At 50.7% G+C, this 18134-nt stretch carries 13 protein-coding genes; 3 read left to right on the plus strand and 10 right to left on the minus strand.

Annotated features, from left to right (window positions below; translation table 11 throughout):
* The first annotated feature begins 29 nt into the window (after positions 1–29).
* Positions 30–527 (plus strand): DUF6990 domain-containing protein, encoded by a 498-nt coding sequence (locus LMG33818_RS04050; protein WP_442322180.1) that lies wholly within the window; start codon positions 30–32, stop codon positions 525–527.
* 382 nt (positions 528–909) lie between these two features.
* On the opposite strand, the gene LMG33818_RS04055 is transcribed toward LMG33818_RS04050, so the two are convergent.
* The 3 genes from LMG33818_RS04055 to LMG33818_RS04065 form a co-directional block, all read right to left on the minus strand.
* On the minus strand, positions 910–1161 hold the full coding sequence (locus LMG33818_RS04055) for a YheU family protein (RefSeq protein WP_442322064.1): 252 nt from the start codon (positions 1159–1161) through the stop codon (positions 910–912).
* Positions 1162–1163: 2 nt separating this feature from the next.
* Positions 1164–3203, minus strand: a complete 2040-nt coding sequence (gene ligA / locus LMG33818_RS04060; protein WP_503128949.1) for an NAD-dependent DNA ligase LigA — start codon at positions 3201–3203, stop codon at positions 1164–1166.
* A 126-nt stretch (positions 3204–3329) separates the two neighbouring features.
* Complete coding sequence (locus LMG33818_RS04065) at positions 3330–3914, minus strand: GNAT family N-acetyltransferase (RefSeq protein WP_442322065.1); 585 nt, start codon at positions 3912–3914, stop codon at positions 3330–3332.
* A gap of 294 nt (positions 3915–4208) precedes the next feature.
* Between LMG33818_RS04065 and LMG33818_RS04070 the strand changes: the two genes are divergently transcribed.
* The gene (locus tag LMG33818_RS04070; RefSeq protein WP_442322067.1) at positions 4209–6395 is read left to right on the plus strand and encodes a TonB-dependent siderophore receptor; all 2187 of its coding nucleotides are present in this window, start codon (positions 4209–4211) and stop codon (positions 6393–6395) included.
* 246 nt (positions 6396–6641) lie between these two features.
* Positions 6642–7598, plus strand: a complete 957-nt coding sequence (locus LMG33818_RS04075; protein ID WP_442322068.1) for an alpha/beta hydrolase — start codon at positions 6642–6644, stop codon at positions 7596–7598.
* On the opposite strand, the gene LMG33818_RS04080 is transcribed toward LMG33818_RS04075, so the two are convergent.
* From LMG33818_RS04080 to LMG33818_RS04110, 7 genes are all read right to left on the minus strand, one after another.
* Positions 7573–7725, minus strand: coding sequence for a GFA family protein (locus LMG33818_RS04080; protein WP_442322069.1), 153 nt, complete (start codon positions 7723–7725; stop codon positions 7573–7575). The two genes, LMG33818_RS04075 and LMG33818_RS04080, sit on opposite strands and share 26 nt — an antisense overlap.
* A gap of 127 nt (positions 7726–7852) precedes the next feature.
* Positions 7853–10039: a cell division protein ZipA C-terminal FtsZ-binding domain-containing protein gene (locus LMG33818_RS04085; RefSeq protein ID WP_442322070.1), complete on the minus strand. Its 2187-nt coding sequence runs from the start codon at positions 10037–10039 to the stop codon at positions 7853–7855.
* 226 nt (positions 10040–10265) lie between these two features.
* Positions 10266–13796 (minus strand): chromosome segregation protein SMC, encoded by a 3531-nt coding sequence (gene smc, locus LMG33818_RS04090; protein WP_442322071.1) that lies wholly within the window; start codon positions 13794–13796, stop codon positions 10266–10268.
* Between the two features lie 255 nt (positions 13797–14051).
* Positions 14052–14960 carry a c-type cytochrome biogenesis protein CcmI gene (gene ccmI / locus LMG33818_RS04095; protein WP_442322072.1) on the minus strand — a complete coding sequence of 303 codons (909 nt, stop codon included), beginning with the start codon at positions 14958–14960 and terminating at the stop codon, positions 14052–14054.
* Positions 14960–15496, minus strand: a complete 537-nt coding sequence (locus tag LMG33818_RS04100; RefSeq protein ID WP_442322073.1) for a cytochrome c-type biogenesis protein — start codon at positions 15494–15496, stop codon at positions 14960–14962. Before LMG33818_RS04100 ends, ccmI begins: the two co-directional genes overlap by 1 nt.
* On the minus strand, positions 15496–16026 hold the full coding sequence (locus tag LMG33818_RS04105; protein ID WP_442322074.1) for a DsbE family thiol:disulfide interchange protein: 531 nt from the start codon (positions 16024–16026) through the stop codon (positions 15496–15498). The genes LMG33818_RS04100 and LMG33818_RS04105 overlap by 1 nt, the downstream gene beginning before the upstream one ends.
* Positions 16023–18002, minus strand: a complete 1980-nt coding sequence (locus tag LMG33818_RS04110) for a heme lyase CcmF/NrfE family subunit (RefSeq protein WP_442322075.1) — start codon at positions 18000–18002, stop codon at positions 16023–16025. The genes LMG33818_RS04105 and LMG33818_RS04110 overlap by 4 nt, the downstream gene beginning before the upstream one ends.
* Positions 18003–18134: the final 132 nt, after the last annotated feature.

Below are 18134 nucleotides of genomic sequence, written 5' to 3' on the forward strand. Positions count from 1 at the left end.
ATTAAAATCGAAAAAAAACAACTGAATTTATAGCAAACTATTCAATCGAAGGAAAAATATTAGATATCATTTACAATATAAAATATTTATCTAATGAGAAAATATTAAGAGGTCCTCTAACTTTTTCTACAAAAGAATTTTCACTCATCGACAGTATAATAAGTGACTCTAACTATTCTTATGATCACATTAAAGCAAGAAGACCGGGGATAAGAATAAAAGCCCCTGAAATAACCGAAAAGGCAGTCCTCCAAATGTCCGAAGAGGCCATCCGCTGGGCTAAACAACAAAATGTCTACGACTGCATAGTCGAATGGGCAAAAAAACCTACAACAGTAGTAGGATCTGCCCCGGTCAAACACCTGACAGCCCTGGCCATGCTGGGGCGCGTTGATATTCTGGAACACTACAACCAGTCATTCGAGAAAGGAGACCGACTGGGTTTTGTCCCTTACATTACACAGGACTATATCAAACGGGCGCTGGATAAAGCCTATGAGTATAAGGATCATCCCATCACACGGTAAGAAACAGCTCTTGGAGTACTCATGAGAAATGATCCCATGGCGTATTTCATGGGATCATACTGTTATTGAACAAGATGATCATTGATGAATTTCAGAGAGAATATTTCATATAACCAAAAAAAAGCCCTTCAAAGAAGGGCCAAATTACGCACATACACCTTAAAGCACTTGGGTTAAAGTCTCTCTCGCAGCCTTTAATCCATGTCCAATCACTCTCGATTGGATGAATCCAGTATACCGACTCACCCGAACATTAATAATACCTTAATACGAAATTCAGTGTTGCCTTGCCAGCAACAATAATGATGAAAAAGCAATAATATTGCATGAAGGCGGGTTGGAAGCATGATTCACACACGCCAAACCGGTATCTTGTGAAGGGCTACTGCGCTTGAAATGCTGTCAATTGCTCGGGTGTCATGACTTCGCTCATTTCAGTGTTGAGGTCGTGAACAATTAGCAGCTCCCCTCGTCGAACACGCTCATCCAACTGATGGACCCACACGCTCACTCCCTCATCAATGTCGGCTGTATCGTACCCTTCCCTCGTCACGAACTCAGCGAGTAACGCATGACGCAGCTCTTGCGGCAGGCTGGAGGGAGGAATAACGATAAATCGCCCTGACTCAGACATGCTTACTTACCTTCCAGGGTGCTTAACTGTTCGATGAAGGCTGGTTCATCCATGACCTTGATGCCCAATTCCTGTGCCTTGGTCAGTTTGCTACCCGCCGCATCACCTGCCACAACCACCGTGGTTTTCTTCGACACACTACCGCTCACCTTCGCCCCTAGGGCTTGCAAACGCTCTTTGGCCTCGTCACGGGTCAGTGTCGAGAGTGAACCGGTCAGCACCCAGGTTTGGCCTTCCAGTGGCTGTTCGCGTTTTTCCACGGTAATCACTGGCCATACAATACCAGCGTCCAGTAAGTCATTGAGCGTTTTCAGGTTTTCTTCCTGATGGAAGAAGGTATGAATATGATGCGCGACGATCGGGCCAATATCCTGAACACTGACCAACGCCTCTACACTTGCTTCTTTCAATGCATCCAGTGAGCCAAAGTGATTAGCCAGTGTGAGTGCCGTGGTCTCCCCGACTTCACGAATACCGATCGCATAAATGAAACGTGCCAATGTGGTTTTTTTCGCGGCATCAATGGCGTTCACCAAATTATCAGCCGACTTTTCCGCCATACGGGGAAGTTCAGCCAAGGTGTCACGTTGTAAGTGGAACAGGTCGGCCGGTGTTTTGATCAATTCGCGTTCAACCAGCAGATCGATCAGTTTTACGCCCAAACCATCGATATCCATGGCCTTACGGCTAGAGAAATGACGGATGGCTTCCTTACGCTGAGCCGGGCAGAAAAGTCCGCCGGAACAACGGGCCGCCACTTCACCTTCCAGGCGTTCGACCTCTGCACCACATACCGGACAGTGGGTCGGCATCACGATTTCACGTGTCTCTTCCGGACGGTGATCCATGACCACCTGGACGATCTGCGGGATTACATCTCCGGCACGTCGCACGATCACATCGTCACCAATGCGTACCCCCAGCCGGTGTATTTCATCCATATTGTGAAGGGTCGCGTTGGAAACGATCACACCAGCCACTTGTACCGGTTCCAGTTTGGCAACGGGTGTTAACGTACCGATACGCCCCACCTGAAACTCGACATCATTCAAGCGCGTCATCTGTTCCTGTGCCGGATACTTGAAAGCAATCGCCCAACGAGGGGCACGTGAGACAAAGCCCAGTTCACGCTGCTGTTCCAGATTGTCAACCTTAAGCACGGCACCATCGATATCGTAATCCAGCCCCGCGCGGCGTTCGCCAAGGCGATGGCAGAACTGAATAATGCCTGAGGCCCCTTGAACAATGGCCAGCTCTGGGTTGGAACGAAAGCCGAATTCGCGTAAGCGAGCCATCATCGCGGAATGGGTCTCGGCCCAGGGTTCTCCCTCTAGCTGGGCGACCTGATAGGCAAAAAATTCAAGCGGACGCTGCTCTGCAATTGATGGGTCCAACTGTCGCAAACTGCCCGCGGCTGCATTACGCGGGTTGGCAAAGACCTTACTACCCTCTTCACGTGCCCGCTCATTCATCCGAGCGAACCCTTTATGACCAATAAAGACCTCCCCACGCACTTCCAGCACATCAGGGGGATTATCTACGCGTAGTTTCAACGGGATGGAACGTATGGTACGCAGGTTATTGGTAATGCCCTCACCCACGCTGCCATCGCCACGCGTTGCCCCTTGCACCAGAATACCCTCCCGATAAATGAGAGAGACAGCCAGACCATCCAACTTGGGTTCACAGCAAAAAGAGAGTGACTCAGCATCACGGTGAAGGCGATCAGCGGCGCGGTGCACGAAAGCTTGCAGCTCCTCATCATCGAAAGCGTTGTCCAACGAAAGCATCCGCACAGTATGCTCGACCGGCAGGAAGCCGTCCGAAATAGGCGCACCTACACGCTGGGTGGGGGAATCGGCCGTCTGAAGCTCAGGGTGCTCCGCTTCCAATGCCTGCAATTCCCGCATCATGCGATCATATTCGATATCAGGAATGGCGGCCTCATTTTCGACATAGTAGCGGTAGTTGGCATCGTCGATATTCTGACGTAATTCCATGACACGTTGGGTAATGTCGTTAGGTGAGGCAGCTTGATTCACGGTGATATCCAATTTCAGCGAAGCAATGAAAAAGAGTCTTGGGGGAAGGTAATGGACGAATGTACCTTCCTTTCATATCCCCTTATTTTAGCAGTCAATACACAGGATTACTGCCGCATAACCCGATTATTCATGGGTACTTTTCAAGGCCTGATATTCAGATGCCAGCATGCCCATATTCACCTCATCGAAATAGTCCGAACGATGAAAGGCAACCGCACGCAAACGCCCTTCTTCCTTGAACCCAAGGCGCTCATAAAAACGAATGGCACGCTCGTTGAAAGACCAGACCTTCAAGGCCACTTTATAGGCACGCATTTCCTCAAACGCCAGTCGCAGAGCCATTTGGCATGCTTCGAATCCGAAGCCTTTCCCCTGAAAACCCGGGCCAATCATGATGCCCAGCTCAAAAATATGGTACATGGGCGCATGAGCTTCCAGAGTGAAAGAGCCCACTAATTGACCGTTTTTGTCCGTTATGCAATATCCGCAGGCAAAGGCAGAATCGTTACGGTGCTCTTTATTCAACAGGTCATCGAGTAATGCTGTGGGCTGCTTTACCACACGGTACGTTTGCAGAATTGCATTACCGCTGGTGTTCATCCATGTGGTCAGTATCGGCAAGTCATCATCACGAAGTTCTCGTAAAAGAACGTTTTCGCCTTCAAACAGAGCATTGCCCCAGGCTTGGAGGGTGTGGAAATCAGGCATGATGGTTCCTTTTTTGTTTTATTTACCGTCGGATGATCGAATGCTTGTGTTTGGGATGGCATCTCAATCTACCTCTCCAACACTTCGTTGACCGGTTATTTCAAAAATACAATCAATAATGACTACCATTTATAAATGAAAATAATTATCATTCACGAAAATTCATAAAATAAATGGGAACCTACCATGCAGTATAATCAGAAAAGGACTCACGCGAATATCTACATCCCCTGTTTTTTTGGCTCGGCTCTGCTATGCGCCTCCTGCTCTGTATTAGCACAGCAAACAGACACAATGGATGACGAACAGTCTTCAAGGGGAAACGTACAATCGCATATTGCTGCGCCAGCCCCCGCTGCACCTGCAGCAGTTGGAAATGCCTCATCCACAGCGCGTTTTTCAACCATTACAGTGAAAGGTAACCGCCTCTATAGTATGGAATCCTCGGAACAGAGTGGTGGTTACTCTGTGGATTCCGCGACGGTAGGGAGCAAAACGCCCGCGCTTTTAAGAGACATCCCTCAATCAGTTGACGTAGTCACCCATGATGCTATTCGGGATCAGGCATTTCATACGCTGGACGAGTTGGGCAGAAGTACACCGGGGGTCCGTGTATTACCGAACGATGCAGGGCGTTCAAGCATCTATTCACGCGGATATGAATATGACAATTACGAAATTGATGGTTTACCTGCTCCCATGTCGAGCATCACGGGATCGGTTCCACAACTGGAAGCATTTGACCGTGTAGAAATGATGCGAGGCCCTTCTGGACTATTCGACAGTACCAGTGAAATGGGCGGCATCGTCAACATGGTATTAAAGAAGCCCACACGCAAATTTCAGGGTAATGTCAGCGGCAGTTATGGTAGCTGGAATCACAATAACATCGGTGTTGATCTTTCAGGACCCATCAACCAGTCTGGCTCGGTTCGCGGCAGGATGGTCATTAATCATGAGGGTACGAATGGGTTTGTTGACCATAACCATAACAAGCAGAATCTTTTCTATGGCACTCTGGCCTTTGATCTGGATTCGGCAACCGAGCTGGATCTCTCCTTCCTAAGGCAACAGGCAAGAATCCACCCCAATAACGGTGTTTCAACCGATACTGCCGGTAATCTTAAGAATTATCCACGTCATACTTATTTCGGTGCTGATTGGAACCGCTTCCAAAGCCAATCGAATGACTGGATTGCCGAGCTGACGCACCACTTCTCCAATGGAGGATATGGTCGAGTTGCAGGGCGCTACTCCAATCGTAATGCCTATTTCAACTATGCCTACGGCGGTGGAACTGGCGTATCCGCCGCAAATAGGGTGTCGGTTGCCGGATTGGGGGAAAGGGTTAATCAGAATTCGTTCTCTGCTGATGCCAGCTATAGCCAACCGTTTTCAACGTTTGGACATGTCAGCGAGTTTGTCGTGGGGACGGATTACAAACACTATCGCACCGATGCCGATCAGGCAGCGACCCAAAGCCTGACGGGAAGCCAAATTGATTATCATTATTTTGACAATCTACAGTACGTTAATATCCTGAATGCTGCACGGGGAAGCTTTTTGTCGCCATATGGCAATAAGATTCGCTATAGACATACACATACCATCACATCACTCGATGAATACGGTGCCTATGGCAAGTTGACTTTCCGCCCATGGGAGCGTCTGGCCCTGATTGCCGGCACACGTGTTAGTGCATTCAAACAACAGAATAACAATGCGCTGACAGGTGTTAATGTACATCATTCAAGCAATGCGAAAGTCACCCCCTATGGAGGATTTGTATTCGACTTGAGTGACTCTACTTCACTTTATGCCAGCTATTCCCAAGTCTATGACCCACAAACTGAAACGGATGCGCAGGGGAGCATGATCAAACCCCGTACCGGCGATCAATATGAGACCGGTATCAAAAGTTCATTCATGAATGGACGCCTGAATAGCCGCATCAGCCTATATCGGATGTATGACAAGCACCGTGCGGCACCACTGGTTAATAATCCGGCTGCATACACGGCGTTGGGAAAAACACGTAATCAGGGGGTCGAGCTGGAGCTTACCGGCAATATCACGCCCTATTGGAGTGTGATCGCAGGGTATACCTATCTGAATACCAAGGTTGAAACCTCAGGTTCCTCCAATGACGATGCGGTATTTACGCTGATGCCCAAACACATGGCCAATCTATGGACAACATACCGTTTCCATCAGGGTCCGTTGAATCATCTGACGGTAGGTGCCGGTATCAATGCGGTGAGCGACTTTAGTTCCAGCACCAAAAACAATGAAGTACATGCCCCCGGCTATGCCGTCACCAACCTGATGGCCGCCTACGATGTCACGCCAAGGCTACGACTGCAAATGAATGCCAACAATATCTTCAATCGAAAATATTATGAGCGTGTCGGCAGCAAATCCACGTTCGACATGTATGGGGAACCAAGAAGCATTTTTGCTACGGCAACCTACAAGTTGTAGTTCAGTGACATCATGGCATTGAAGACCGCTGGTGGATAACGTGAGTCAATAAATAACATTGATGAAAAGCCTTGATCGACAACGATGGCATGCAAATGTCGCAAGCATCCATGAGGCAACAATGGTATCCATCAGCGGTACACAGCCACAATTTACAGTGTTGTTCTACTGGAGCTACACCGACAAGAACCACAACAATAAAAAAACAATCACAACAACCCTGTATGACAGTGGGGATCAAGACCGATGAAATATTTGTTGAAAAAAGAGATGTGTTTCCTGTTTTCATGTGCAATGACACTGCTCAGCGTGCCCGTTCATGCCGAACAGCCACAGGAGATTCATGAACAGCCTGTAATGATGACCAATAGTCACCAGTGGGACATGACTTCTGCCACCGGACACCGATATAGAATCTTCATGTATGTGCCTTCCGGTCGACCTCCCAGGGAAGGCTACCCCGTCATGTACATGACCGATGCGAATGCCCTGTTTCCCCTGGCGAGTCAGTTGTCCAATAATTTTGGGCATCGGCCTGATCATTCAGGCGGTGCTGGCATGGTTATCGTGGGGATTGGCTATCCGCCCGAAGAAAATGTGGTCAATGCGCGCTCACGCGATCTAACCCCTCCGTTGCCAAAACAACAGGCATCAGCCGTTACAATGCATCCTCAACGGGAAAACGGTAAGGCGGAAAGCTTTTATCAGTTTGTTGAAACGCAAGTGAAGCCGATGGTCCAGAAACAAACGCAGATTAATCAACATCAACAATATTTGTTTGGGCACTCATTCGGTGCATTGTGGGCGCTATACGTACTGGCTCATCACCCACAGGCCTATTCAAGATATATGGTCGCCAGCCCCTCGCTATGGTGGGACAAGGGAACAACGGCCAAGGCTGTCGTCCATACACTGGCACAGCAAAATTCGGAGCTAGCGCCAATCTCCGTATTGCTAATGGTCAGTCAGTATGAAGAAACACCTGCCCCATGGGCCACACCCCCCCATGGAAAAACGCTGGCAGCCATGGCCCGAATTGAGCGTCAACGGGATCAGATTGGCCGCAGCCACCAATTGGCCAAACAATTATCGACACTGCCCGACATTCACGTGGAGTACAAAATATTTCCTGATGAAGATCACGGGACGGAAATCGCGGGCGCATTGAGTGACGCGATCAGGTTTGGATTGTTGAAAAGATAAGGAAGGAAAGCAAATCTCCACCATACATGTCGCGGCAGCTCTGGCAATGGCAATACGCCTTTGCAGCGGGATTACCCTTCAATTGAAACTGATTGGCACCACATAAACATGCCACAGCTGTAGACATTTGATTACTCCGCTCTCTTCAATTGAACCTGTAGCCTTGGTATTTATACATTTTCTACAGGAAAACCTCTCCCACAAACAAAACGCCAGCCTGTAACAAGGCTGGCGTTTTTTCTTTCCCATAATAATCAGTACCGATGCAATCGCATCCGGCGTTCGAATTCACGCACCTTCTGGCGAATAAACTCGATGGTCTGGGATGTCATGACGCTTTGGTTTTCGTCCCTAAGGTCGCCATTCAGGTGGTGTACCAATACCTTGGCCGTACCCAACATGGCTTCAAATGCCGCGCTGGGATCCTCCGCTGAAGGTAATGGCAGCAGGAAGGAAACCCCACGGGTCGAGAATCGTTCCATCTCCAGCATGGGGAAACGACCGGGCTTCATCGCATTGATAACCGAGAACTGCAGGTTACTATCCTCGTCTTCAGTTTCAAAGCGGTGGAACATTTCACCTTCTTCGGCGAAGACCAGTCCACATGCCAACAATATTCTGGTAAGTTCAATTCCGTTGAAACTTTCACCCGCGCGGGACACGACATTGATAATGACGAGTTCATCGGCATCGCTCAACACATCCATCACAATATCGCCATCAACACGCGTGCGCAGGGCTTTATCAATAATGGGATGGAATTGATGATGTGCTGGCTCAGCGATCTCCGGCTCACGCAACGGATGATCACGCGCATCATCTGCGTAAAGGGATTCTTCTTCATCATGCCGACCATTGATGCCATGATCGTCATTAGAGTACCGTGGTTCAGGATCACGGCTGTCGTAACGTTCTTCATCGAACGTATCTACCGCCCCTAAATAAGGCACACTGTCCGAGTAACGTTCATTTCCCCGATGAGGCGGCGCAAAGAGGGGATCGTTTTCATCGTCATAATCCCGATAGGATTCCTGCGGACGATGTGTTCCATGCGCATAGTGGGCCTGAGGGTCATCCCGATAATCGGAAGAAGGCTTGTATTCAGCACGTTCTTCATCATCGTAATACGCATTCGCATGGGAATCGCGCGCATCATAGGATGCATGCTGTTGTTGTTCACGCAACTTGCGCTGGCGTTCCAGTGAGGCCTGACGCCGTTTTTCGTCTTCTTCGCGGCGTTTTTGCTCTTCCTGCTGCCGTTTTTCTGCCTCAAGGCGTTGCTGCTCTGCGCGCTCCTGACGACGGATCTCAGCTTGCCGTTCCTGCTCTTCGCGGCGCTTGGCACGCTCTTCGGCACGGCGAGCACGATCTTCCAAACGGCGGATGCGTGCTTCCTCACGCTTAATGGCACGTTTTTCACGACGTTCTGCCGCCGCTTCCTGCAACCGCGCTACGCCATCCATCGGACGACGCAGCAAGATTTCGGACAAGCCTTCGTAACGAGGGTCGTCGACGTGCTCTTCTTCCGTACTGAAGTGTCGATGATAGTGGCGGCCATTGCCATTCTCTTCATCTTCATCGCCTTCGTCATCATTGCCCTCATAACCACCCTCTTCGTGGTCATTTCCATCATGAGCCTTTTCTTCATCAACACTTCCCTCAGGAGTGCTTTGCTCGGGGTGATCGTGATCAGCCCCCTCATTCACAGCGTTACTTTGTGTCGCCTCAGCCGTTCCCTTTTTGCTTTCATCATCATCTTCGGCAGAGGCATCAGCAGTATCGGAAACAGTGGAAGTATTTTCATCCTTTATTTCACGCGGCTCTTCCGAAGCATGCTCTGCTGCTTGCGCATGATGCGTTATGCTCTTTTCAGAACCCTCTTCACCAGCAGGAACATCATTTGTTCCCGAAGCGCTCAACGCTTCCGTATTATCGAGATGTTCTTCAGGTTCGTCCGTGGCATTTAAGGGTGTCTCATGGGCAACATCATGATCAGTGGGGCGTGAGTCTTCGTTTTTTGACTTGACCCGCTGTTGTTCTTCACGTTCATGCTCTTCGAGTTGCTGCTCTTCATACTGCTCTTCCGCCTGAACATGCTTGAGGTCGAGGTCATCATGATTCAGGTCTTCAGGTGCAGTTTCCGGATGATCATCTTCTTGATCATTATGATGCGTAGGAAATTTGGTCTTCAACCCACGACGTTCGAAGGAAGATTCCGCAACGTCAGGTGTTGACACGCGTTCGGAATCAACCACCCGAGACCCACCATTGGGGAATTCCCAATCAGTGGCAGAAGATTCCTGTACAGGATAATCGGTGTCCGACTCACCGCTATCAAGAGGTGAAAGTTCATCCTGTTTGCGACGGCGCCGTATAAGATCGATGCCGATCGCAACCAGAACAATTACACCAATAATAATCAACCATTCACGTAAATCCATGGAGTCTCGACCTGTTCTAAAATGGGCTCAGACAAGAAAAACTGCCTGTCTATCCACCCCTTCTTCTGAAAATAAAATGCGTACCCGAACGTAAAGAGGATCGCGACTTAACTTGAATGCTCAATTATAAACATGTAATTGCTCATTCTTGAATAGATATAGCGTAACCCATTGTGAGCGTAGCACTTTAATCGTACAAATTCGTTATGGATTTACGATTTATGTGTTACGCCTCGGCTAGCACTGCAGCAGCTTCAACATCCACAGAGACCAATCGGGAAACACCCGGCTCCTGCATCGTCACGCCCATCAGACGATCCGCCGCCTCCATCGCAATCTTGTTATGTGTAATATAGATGAACTGGACAGAAGCGGACATATCCTTGACCAGTTTCGCATAGCGCCCCACATTGGCATCATCCAACGGCGCATCCACTTCATCCAACATGCAGAAAGGCGCTGGATTAAGCTGGAAGATAGCGAAAACCAGTGACAACGCTGTCATCGTCTTTTCTCCTCCCGAAAGCAAGTGGATCGTACTGTTTTTCTTGCCGGGAGGTCGCGCCATGATAGCGACACCTGTTTCAAGCAGATCATCCCCTGTCAATGTCAGCCAGGCCGCCCCCCCGCCGAAAACTCTAGGGAAAAGTTCACCCAGGCCTGCATTCACACGCTCGAAGGTGTCCTTGAAACGCGAGCGGGTTTCCTGATCAATTTTGCGAATGGCACGATTCAGGGTGTCAAGCGCCTCACTCAATTCATGATGCTGCGCTTCAAGGTAATTCCTGCGTTCCGATTGCTGGTCGTACTCTTCAATAGCCGCCAGGTTAATGGCCCCCAGTCGGCGAATGCGCTCGGCCGTCGCTTCCAGCGCTTCCTGCCAGGCGGATTCGGTGGCATCTTCTGCCAGCTGTGATGCCAACACCTCAAGATTGTGGCCGCCCTCTTCCAACTGCTCATCCTGTGCGGAAGCCTTTAAGGTTAACTCCTGAACCTGAAGTCGCATTTCTTCAAGGCGGGTTCTCAACTGTTCGAGGTCATGTTCGTGGCCTTGCCGATGCAATTCATGATCCCGCATGCGTTCGCCAAGCTCACGGGAGCGCTCGCGTACCGCAGACAGCGCATTTTCCTCGAGGCTACGGCGGTCCAGCAGCTCATCCAGTTCAGCGCGCTGCTCCTCGAAAGGTTCAGCAAGGTTTTCACGCTCTTCTTCCAGCGCTTCGCGACGCATTTCGAGATGTTCACGCTGGGTGTCACCACGCCCTTGTGAGCGCTGCATACCGGCAAGTTCTGTATTGACGCGCTGATATTCAAGTTCAAGCTCGGCCAGCGCATTACGCGCCGGGGCAATTTCCTGCCTGGCCTGCGCCACGCTTTCACTCATGGAGGCACGTGCATGCTCCAATTGTTGACGCTGCTCGGTATGTTCGCCAAGGGTTTCCTGTGCCTGTTCGAGGGTTTCGCGCCGTTCTTCCAACGCTAATGCTGATTCTTCCCGCCTTTCCTGCAAGAGCGACAACTCTTCAGCCAGCTCGGCACGACGGCCATTCAGATGCTCCAACCGGGAAGCGACCGCGGCCTCTGCGATAGCAACACGCTCGCGCTCGGCTTCCTGCTGGTGCTGCTGACGGTTGGTTTCAGCCAAGTGTTCGTCAAGACGTACCAGCCCCTCACGGGCTGCTGCGATGTGTTCATCCAGCTGTTGAATATCGGTGTACAGCGTGTCGAGTATCGCCTCGACCTCTTCACGACGCTGGCGCTGATTGATAATGCTCTCTTGTTGCGCCGTTTGCCCCAATTGGCGCCGCCAGCCTACTCCCAACCATGTACCCGTTGGCGTAATCAGGCTGTGGTGTGGAGGAAGATTCTTTAACTGTGCTTGAACAGAAGCCTCATCTTCTTCTGATTGAATAGGTTTTATCGTTCGAATGGTATTCAACCATTCACGAAGAGCGCCCGCACCATGTACCTGTTCCCCCAAGGAGCCGGGGACAGCTGCAGGTTCGTCTGCCGTTATGATCCCGAATTCACCCGATTCAAGCGCACCAAACGCTGCCATGTGAGCCACTACATCGTGGCTTCCGACACGGGCATCCAACCAGGGTGACAATACCCATGCCGCTGTATTTTCCCAACCGGCGGTCACTGATAGCTGCTCGGCCAGTTGCGGCAGGCCACTCATCCCGTGGGCATCCAGAAAGCGAGTAAATTCCTCACTTTGAGAGGCTAATGCCGCATCAATAAGGGCCGTCAGAGAGGCTTGCTCCCCTCGCAATTGGTGCTGCTGTTCGACTTTCTTCTCCCGCTCACCGTTTAACAGGCGCAGCCGCTCGTCCTCTTCAGCACGCTGTTCCTGGTACTCAGCCTGTTGCTCAGCCAGGGACTCAAGGATCAACGCGAGCTCATTTTTTTGCTCAGAAAGCGCGCTGTGCTCTTTTTCCAGCTCATCCACAACAGGAAGTTCACTCTGTTGCTGCTGACGGCGCGTCGTTTCATTTGCCAGCGCGGTCAATTCACGCTCCAGCGCCTGCACTTCACTTTGCAAACGCTCAACGGTCCGTGCATGTTGCCCCTGCTGCGCGAGGGTTTCATCCCAGGCAGATTGCTGGCCCTGTTGATGTTGCTCGGCCTCTTCCAACCGTGCTTCAGCCTGTTCGAGACGCTCCTGGGCTGCTTCACGTTCCGGATCGAGCATTTCAAGGCGCGACTGCAACTCGACCAAACGCGCCTGATCCTGCTCCTCCAGACTCGCCAGCTCGGAAAATTCCCGCGCAACGCTCTCAAGATCAGCGCTGATCTGACGTTGGCGGCTTTGCGCATTATCAAGCCACTGTTCAAGGCGGGCAATCGAGGCACTGGTCTCGGAGAAACGCGCCTGTTTACTGTCCAGCTCTTCAGCCAGCTTGTCATGTTCAAGCCGAGCTTCTTCCAGTAATCTTTCGCTTTCACGAACCCCATAAAGGTTGCGCTCACGCTCGATCTCGATATCGCGAATCCGAGCTTCGGCCTCCTGCTGGCGATTACGCAAAGCTCGCCCACGCATCAGGGCCAGCTCCCCTTTCAGGCGATGCTCCTGCTCTTTCAGCTGTTGATAGCGTTTTGCCGCCTCTGCCTGACGCTTAAGACGTTCGAGCTGTTTATCCAACTCTTCACGCAAATCATTCAAACGCTCAAGGTTATCTTCCGTGCGTCGCATGCGATTTTCAGTTTCGCGACGTCGTTCCTTGTATTTGGAAATGCCGGCTGCTTCTTCCAGCGTGGAACGGAGCTCCTCAGGGCGCGCTTCTACCAGTCGGGAAATCATTCCCTGCCCGATGATGGCATAGGAACGCGGCCCCAGACCTGTGCCTAAAAAGAGATCACTGATATCACGGCGCCGACACTTTTCACCGTTGAAGAAATAGAGGGATTGCCCGTCGCGGGTCACCAAGCGACGCACGGAGATTTCTGCGTATTGGGCATAGGCACCCCCCAGTTTACGCTGCGGATCATCCGGATCATTGTCGAAGGTGAGTTCTATAGAAGCTTGCCCCACCGGTTTACGCCCGGTTGAGCCATTGAAAATGACATCGGCCATGGATTCACCGCGAAGCATTTTCGCGGATGACTCCCCCATGACCCAACGTACGGCATCAATCACATTGGACTTCCCGCAGCCGTTAGGGCCCACGATAGCGGTCATGTTGCTTTCAAACGGTACGTTGACCGTATCAACAAATGACTTGAAGCCTGAAAGTTTGATTGATTTAAGTCGCATGTTCGCGCAAGTACCTACATTCAGACGCGAACGCGCCTTCATTTTTTATATGATCATGTCATCACATGATCACATCTTTATACGATTGTATATTCGTATGATGATCATGCTGAGGATTCAGGTGTATATCGACAAAGATTATCATCCCATTTACCAACACGCGAGCCTCAGGATAGAGAAACGCCCCGAGAGCCAAAGCTTTCGAGGCTTCCAAAGAGTTAATGAGTCCTACCCCTCGATGAAAACCAAAATGGCTTAGTGAGCCGACGAGGTATCGTTCGTTGCCTGTTGAGCGTTCTTTTGTGCCTGCAAGCGCTGTTGGGCTATTTCAATACCCCCACGAATTGCGCTCTGATCGTCAGGGTTTTGCTGACCTGCCAAAGAAATTCTCCAGTGGGAGATGGCTCCCGCATAATCCCCATGCAGGAAACTTATGAACCCAGCCAGGCTATTGATCGTCGGTTGTTGTGGGTCTTCCTGCTCTACTTTGTGAATCAACTGGCTGATTTCCGGTGTTACCTTACGCCCTGAGGCAAAAAACTCAGCCTGTGCCAATTCGGCATCCAGCGCCGGATTATGACCGGAAATCGCAATGATATGCCGCAAGGCGGCCACACCATCACTGTAACGGCCGGAGTCACGATACAACGGGTAAAGCATTGCCCAAACATCCGGATTATCCGGCTGCTCTTGGGCCAGTTCTTCAAAGCGTGCAATATAGTGCGGTATCGTCGGATGGGCGCTCTGCATCACCTGATTACGGACATTGAAGAGTTCAACGTCCTCACTACTGCCTTTCAGGTGATACACAACACAGGCAGCCACGAGACAGCCAAGAGTCCCCACAATAGCCAGCCATTTGCCTGCGGAGGGTGAAGCAAGTGGCGAGCGGGGATGTTCGACCTGACTGTCCTCAAGAAGCTGACGTTCCAATTCGAGCTGAACGTTTCTGTATTCAGCCTCCGTTAGTTGTTTATCCGCTTTTTGTTGTTCCAGCTCAGCCAATTGACGTCGATATAGCCGAACATTGGTTGCACTGAGCTGATCCGCCTGTTCAAAATCCGACTGTAGAGCAGCCACTTTGCCGGAGCGGCGACAGGCTGCCAATACAAAAAGCAGGAAAAAGGCTATCAGTAGAATCGCGCCTACATAAAAATCCAGCATTAGTGCGAGCTCCCTGATTGGGCGGATGATCCTTCACCATCTTCACTGGAATGGCGCTTAAGTAGTTCAGCAAGGTGTTCGCGTTCCGAGGCATCCAGCTCAGTCACTCGATTCCGCCGATGTCGTACTACAAACAGGCCAAGTATCAGAACACCCAATATGACCGCTATACCCGGAAATCCCCAAAGCAGCCAGGTACGGGATTCGATACGAGGCTTGTACAGAACATATTCACCAAAACGGGCAACCAGTTGTTGACGAATCTGATCATCCGACTCGCCTGCCTTCAACCATAAACCGATCCGGTTGCGGATATCACCTGCAATGGGCGCCTGTGAACTGGCGAGGCTCTCATTTTCACATTTAGGGCAACGTAGCTCGTTGGTCAGCTTTTCATAGCGTACTGCCAGTTTCGGATTATTGAACTCTGTCGGCGTGTTGTCCGCATTCGCTGTCATGCTAAAGCACATGAAAATGGCCGCCAACATGACAAAAATAAAAGCACGTAAATGGTAAAAATGACGGAGACAAGACATTATTCTGCAATCCTTTTCAGCGTCGGCATAATGACAGAATTGACATCCTGCGGCGTGATGTAGCCAGTATGGTGGTAGCGTATAACGCCATTGCTATCCACAATAAAGGACTCGGGCGCACCGTAAACCCCCAGATTGAATCCCAATGACCCTGAAGGGTCTGCAATGATGCTTTGGAAAGGGTCACCATAGTTATTCAGGAATTGATCAGCATCCTGGCGATCATCCTTGTAATCCACCCCGACGATACGTACACCACGCTGTTGCAATTGAAGTAATTGAGGCATTTCCTGTACACAGGTAGGGCACCATGAGCCCCATACGTTCACCAGTGTTACATGCCCTTTGAACATAGTCGACGAGTACTGCTCAGCCGGATTATCCAATCCCTTCAGAGTAAACTCAGGAAAAGGGGTAGAGATCAGCGCCGATGCTCTCGGTTTTTGCGAACTGCCAATGCCATACCAGAGAATCACGGCCAGACATACAAACAGAATCAGTGGGACAAACAGGTAGAGTCGCCGTTTCATTTGCTTCCCTCCACAACCATACCGGGTTTGAATTGTTTTGATTTCCGCCGATATCGTTTATCACTGGCAGCCAACATGCCACTTGCCACCATCATCAAACCGCCCCCCCATATCCAGCGCACGAAAGGCTTGATCTGGATCCTCAACGACCACGCCTCCCCCTCTAATGGCCCACCCAGAGAAACATAAAGATCACGGAACGGGTTGAATTCCAGCGCAGTATCCGTCATCGGCTGATGGGAAACGATATAGACACGTTTTTCGGGGTACATCATGCCAACGAAATCACCATTATGACTCACGCTTAAGGTCGCGCGATCAGCCACCCAATTGGGCCCTTTGATCTCGTTCATGGACTCCATGGTGAACTGATATTCGCCCACGGTAGCTGTCGTACCTGGTGCAAGACTGACATTCTGTTGACTTGTGTAATGCGTAACAAGCGTAATCCCCACAATAGTGACTGCCAAGCCAAAGTGTCCAAGGTTCATGGCGTAGTGGCTTCGCGGAAAACGTCGTAATCCACGTAAGCCGGCGCGTCGTAATTGCACGACATAGTCACGAAACATGGGCAGGACAATCCACAAGGCAATGGTTAATCCGAGGGTAACGCCAAAACTCCATTCACCGGAGTAAACGAGAGGTGCCAAAATACCAATGGCAATTGCAATAAGCGCAGCCCACCACACACGTTTACGCAGCGTTTTTAGCGGGGTGTTTTTCCACTGACTGACAGGCCCCATCCCCATAAAGACCGCCATCAGGCTCATCAGAGGGACAAACATGATATTGAAATAGGGAGGCCCTACCGAAATCTCACCATAACCCAGTGAGTTCAATGCCAGAGGATACAACGTGCCCAACAGGACAGTCGTCATCATGACCATCAGAATAATATTGTTTATCAACAGCAGGGAATCACGCGACAGGAACGTAAAACTACTGCCTGTATTAACCTTGGGCGCACGCAAAGCGTATATCAGCATCGATACCCCAACGGTAATTCCGAGCAGTACTAGAATATAATTACCGCGCTCTGGATCGTTGGCAAACGAATGGACCGAACTCAATACACCGGAGCGCACAAGGAAGGTGCCCAGCAGTGATAGCGAGAAGGCCAGTATAGCCAGCAATACAGTCCAGCTTTTGAAGGAACCTCGTTTTTCCGTCACCGCCAGCGAGTGAATAAGCGCTGTGCCCGCCAGCCATGGCATCAGGGAGGCATTTTCAACCGGGTCCCAAAACCACCAGCCGCCCCAGCCCAACTCATAGTAGGACCACCAGCTTCCCAACGCGATCCCCCAGCTCAGGAAGGCCCAGGCCAGCGTTGTCCATGGGCGCGCCCAACGGCACCAGGCCGCATCCAGCCGCCCACCCAGCAATGCAGCCATGGCAAAGGAAAAGGCCACCGAAAAGCCAACATAGCCCATATAAAGAAGGGGCGGATGAACGATCAGCCCCGGGTCTTGCAGCATGGGGTTAAGATCCACCCCATTCTGAGGAGGATTGGGCAAAATACGCTGAAACGGGCTGGAGGTTTCAATAATAAAGCTAAGGAAGCCCAGCGAAATAACCCCCATCACACCCAGCACACGGGCCAGAAAATCACGTGGGAGCCTACGCGAAAAAAGGGCAACGGCTACGCCCCAGAAGGAGAGCAGCAAGTCCCAGAGGAGCATGGAACCCTCGTGCGCCCCCCATACGGCACATATCTTGTAATACCAGGGCAACAGCGTATTGGAGTTTTCGGCAACGTACGCATCGCTGAAAACATCATTCAGAAAACAGATCGTCAGAATGATGTAGGCGATCAACAGAAAGAAAAACTGTGCCAATGCCATCGGCTGGGCAAATGCCATCCATAAGGGCTTGCGCTTCCAGGCCCCCCACAAGGGAATGACGGCCTGCATCAGGCTGGCAAAAAAAGCCAGTATCAGCGAATACAGCCCCAACTCCGGTAACCATGCTAAAAACATCGAATCACTCATCATCAAACGGTAAGAATATCCGGTCACAACCGGTTTATTTTTGATTCATCATGCCGTCCACAGGGTGAGGCATACAAAGTAGCGGACGTCATACCGCTTCAGAAACGCATCCATACCTCA

Source organism: Cernens ardua (assembly GCF_051251085.1).
Taxonomy (GTDB): domain Bacteria; phylum Pseudomonadota; class Gammaproteobacteria; order Pseudomonadales; family Halomonadaceae; genus Cernens; species Cernens ardua.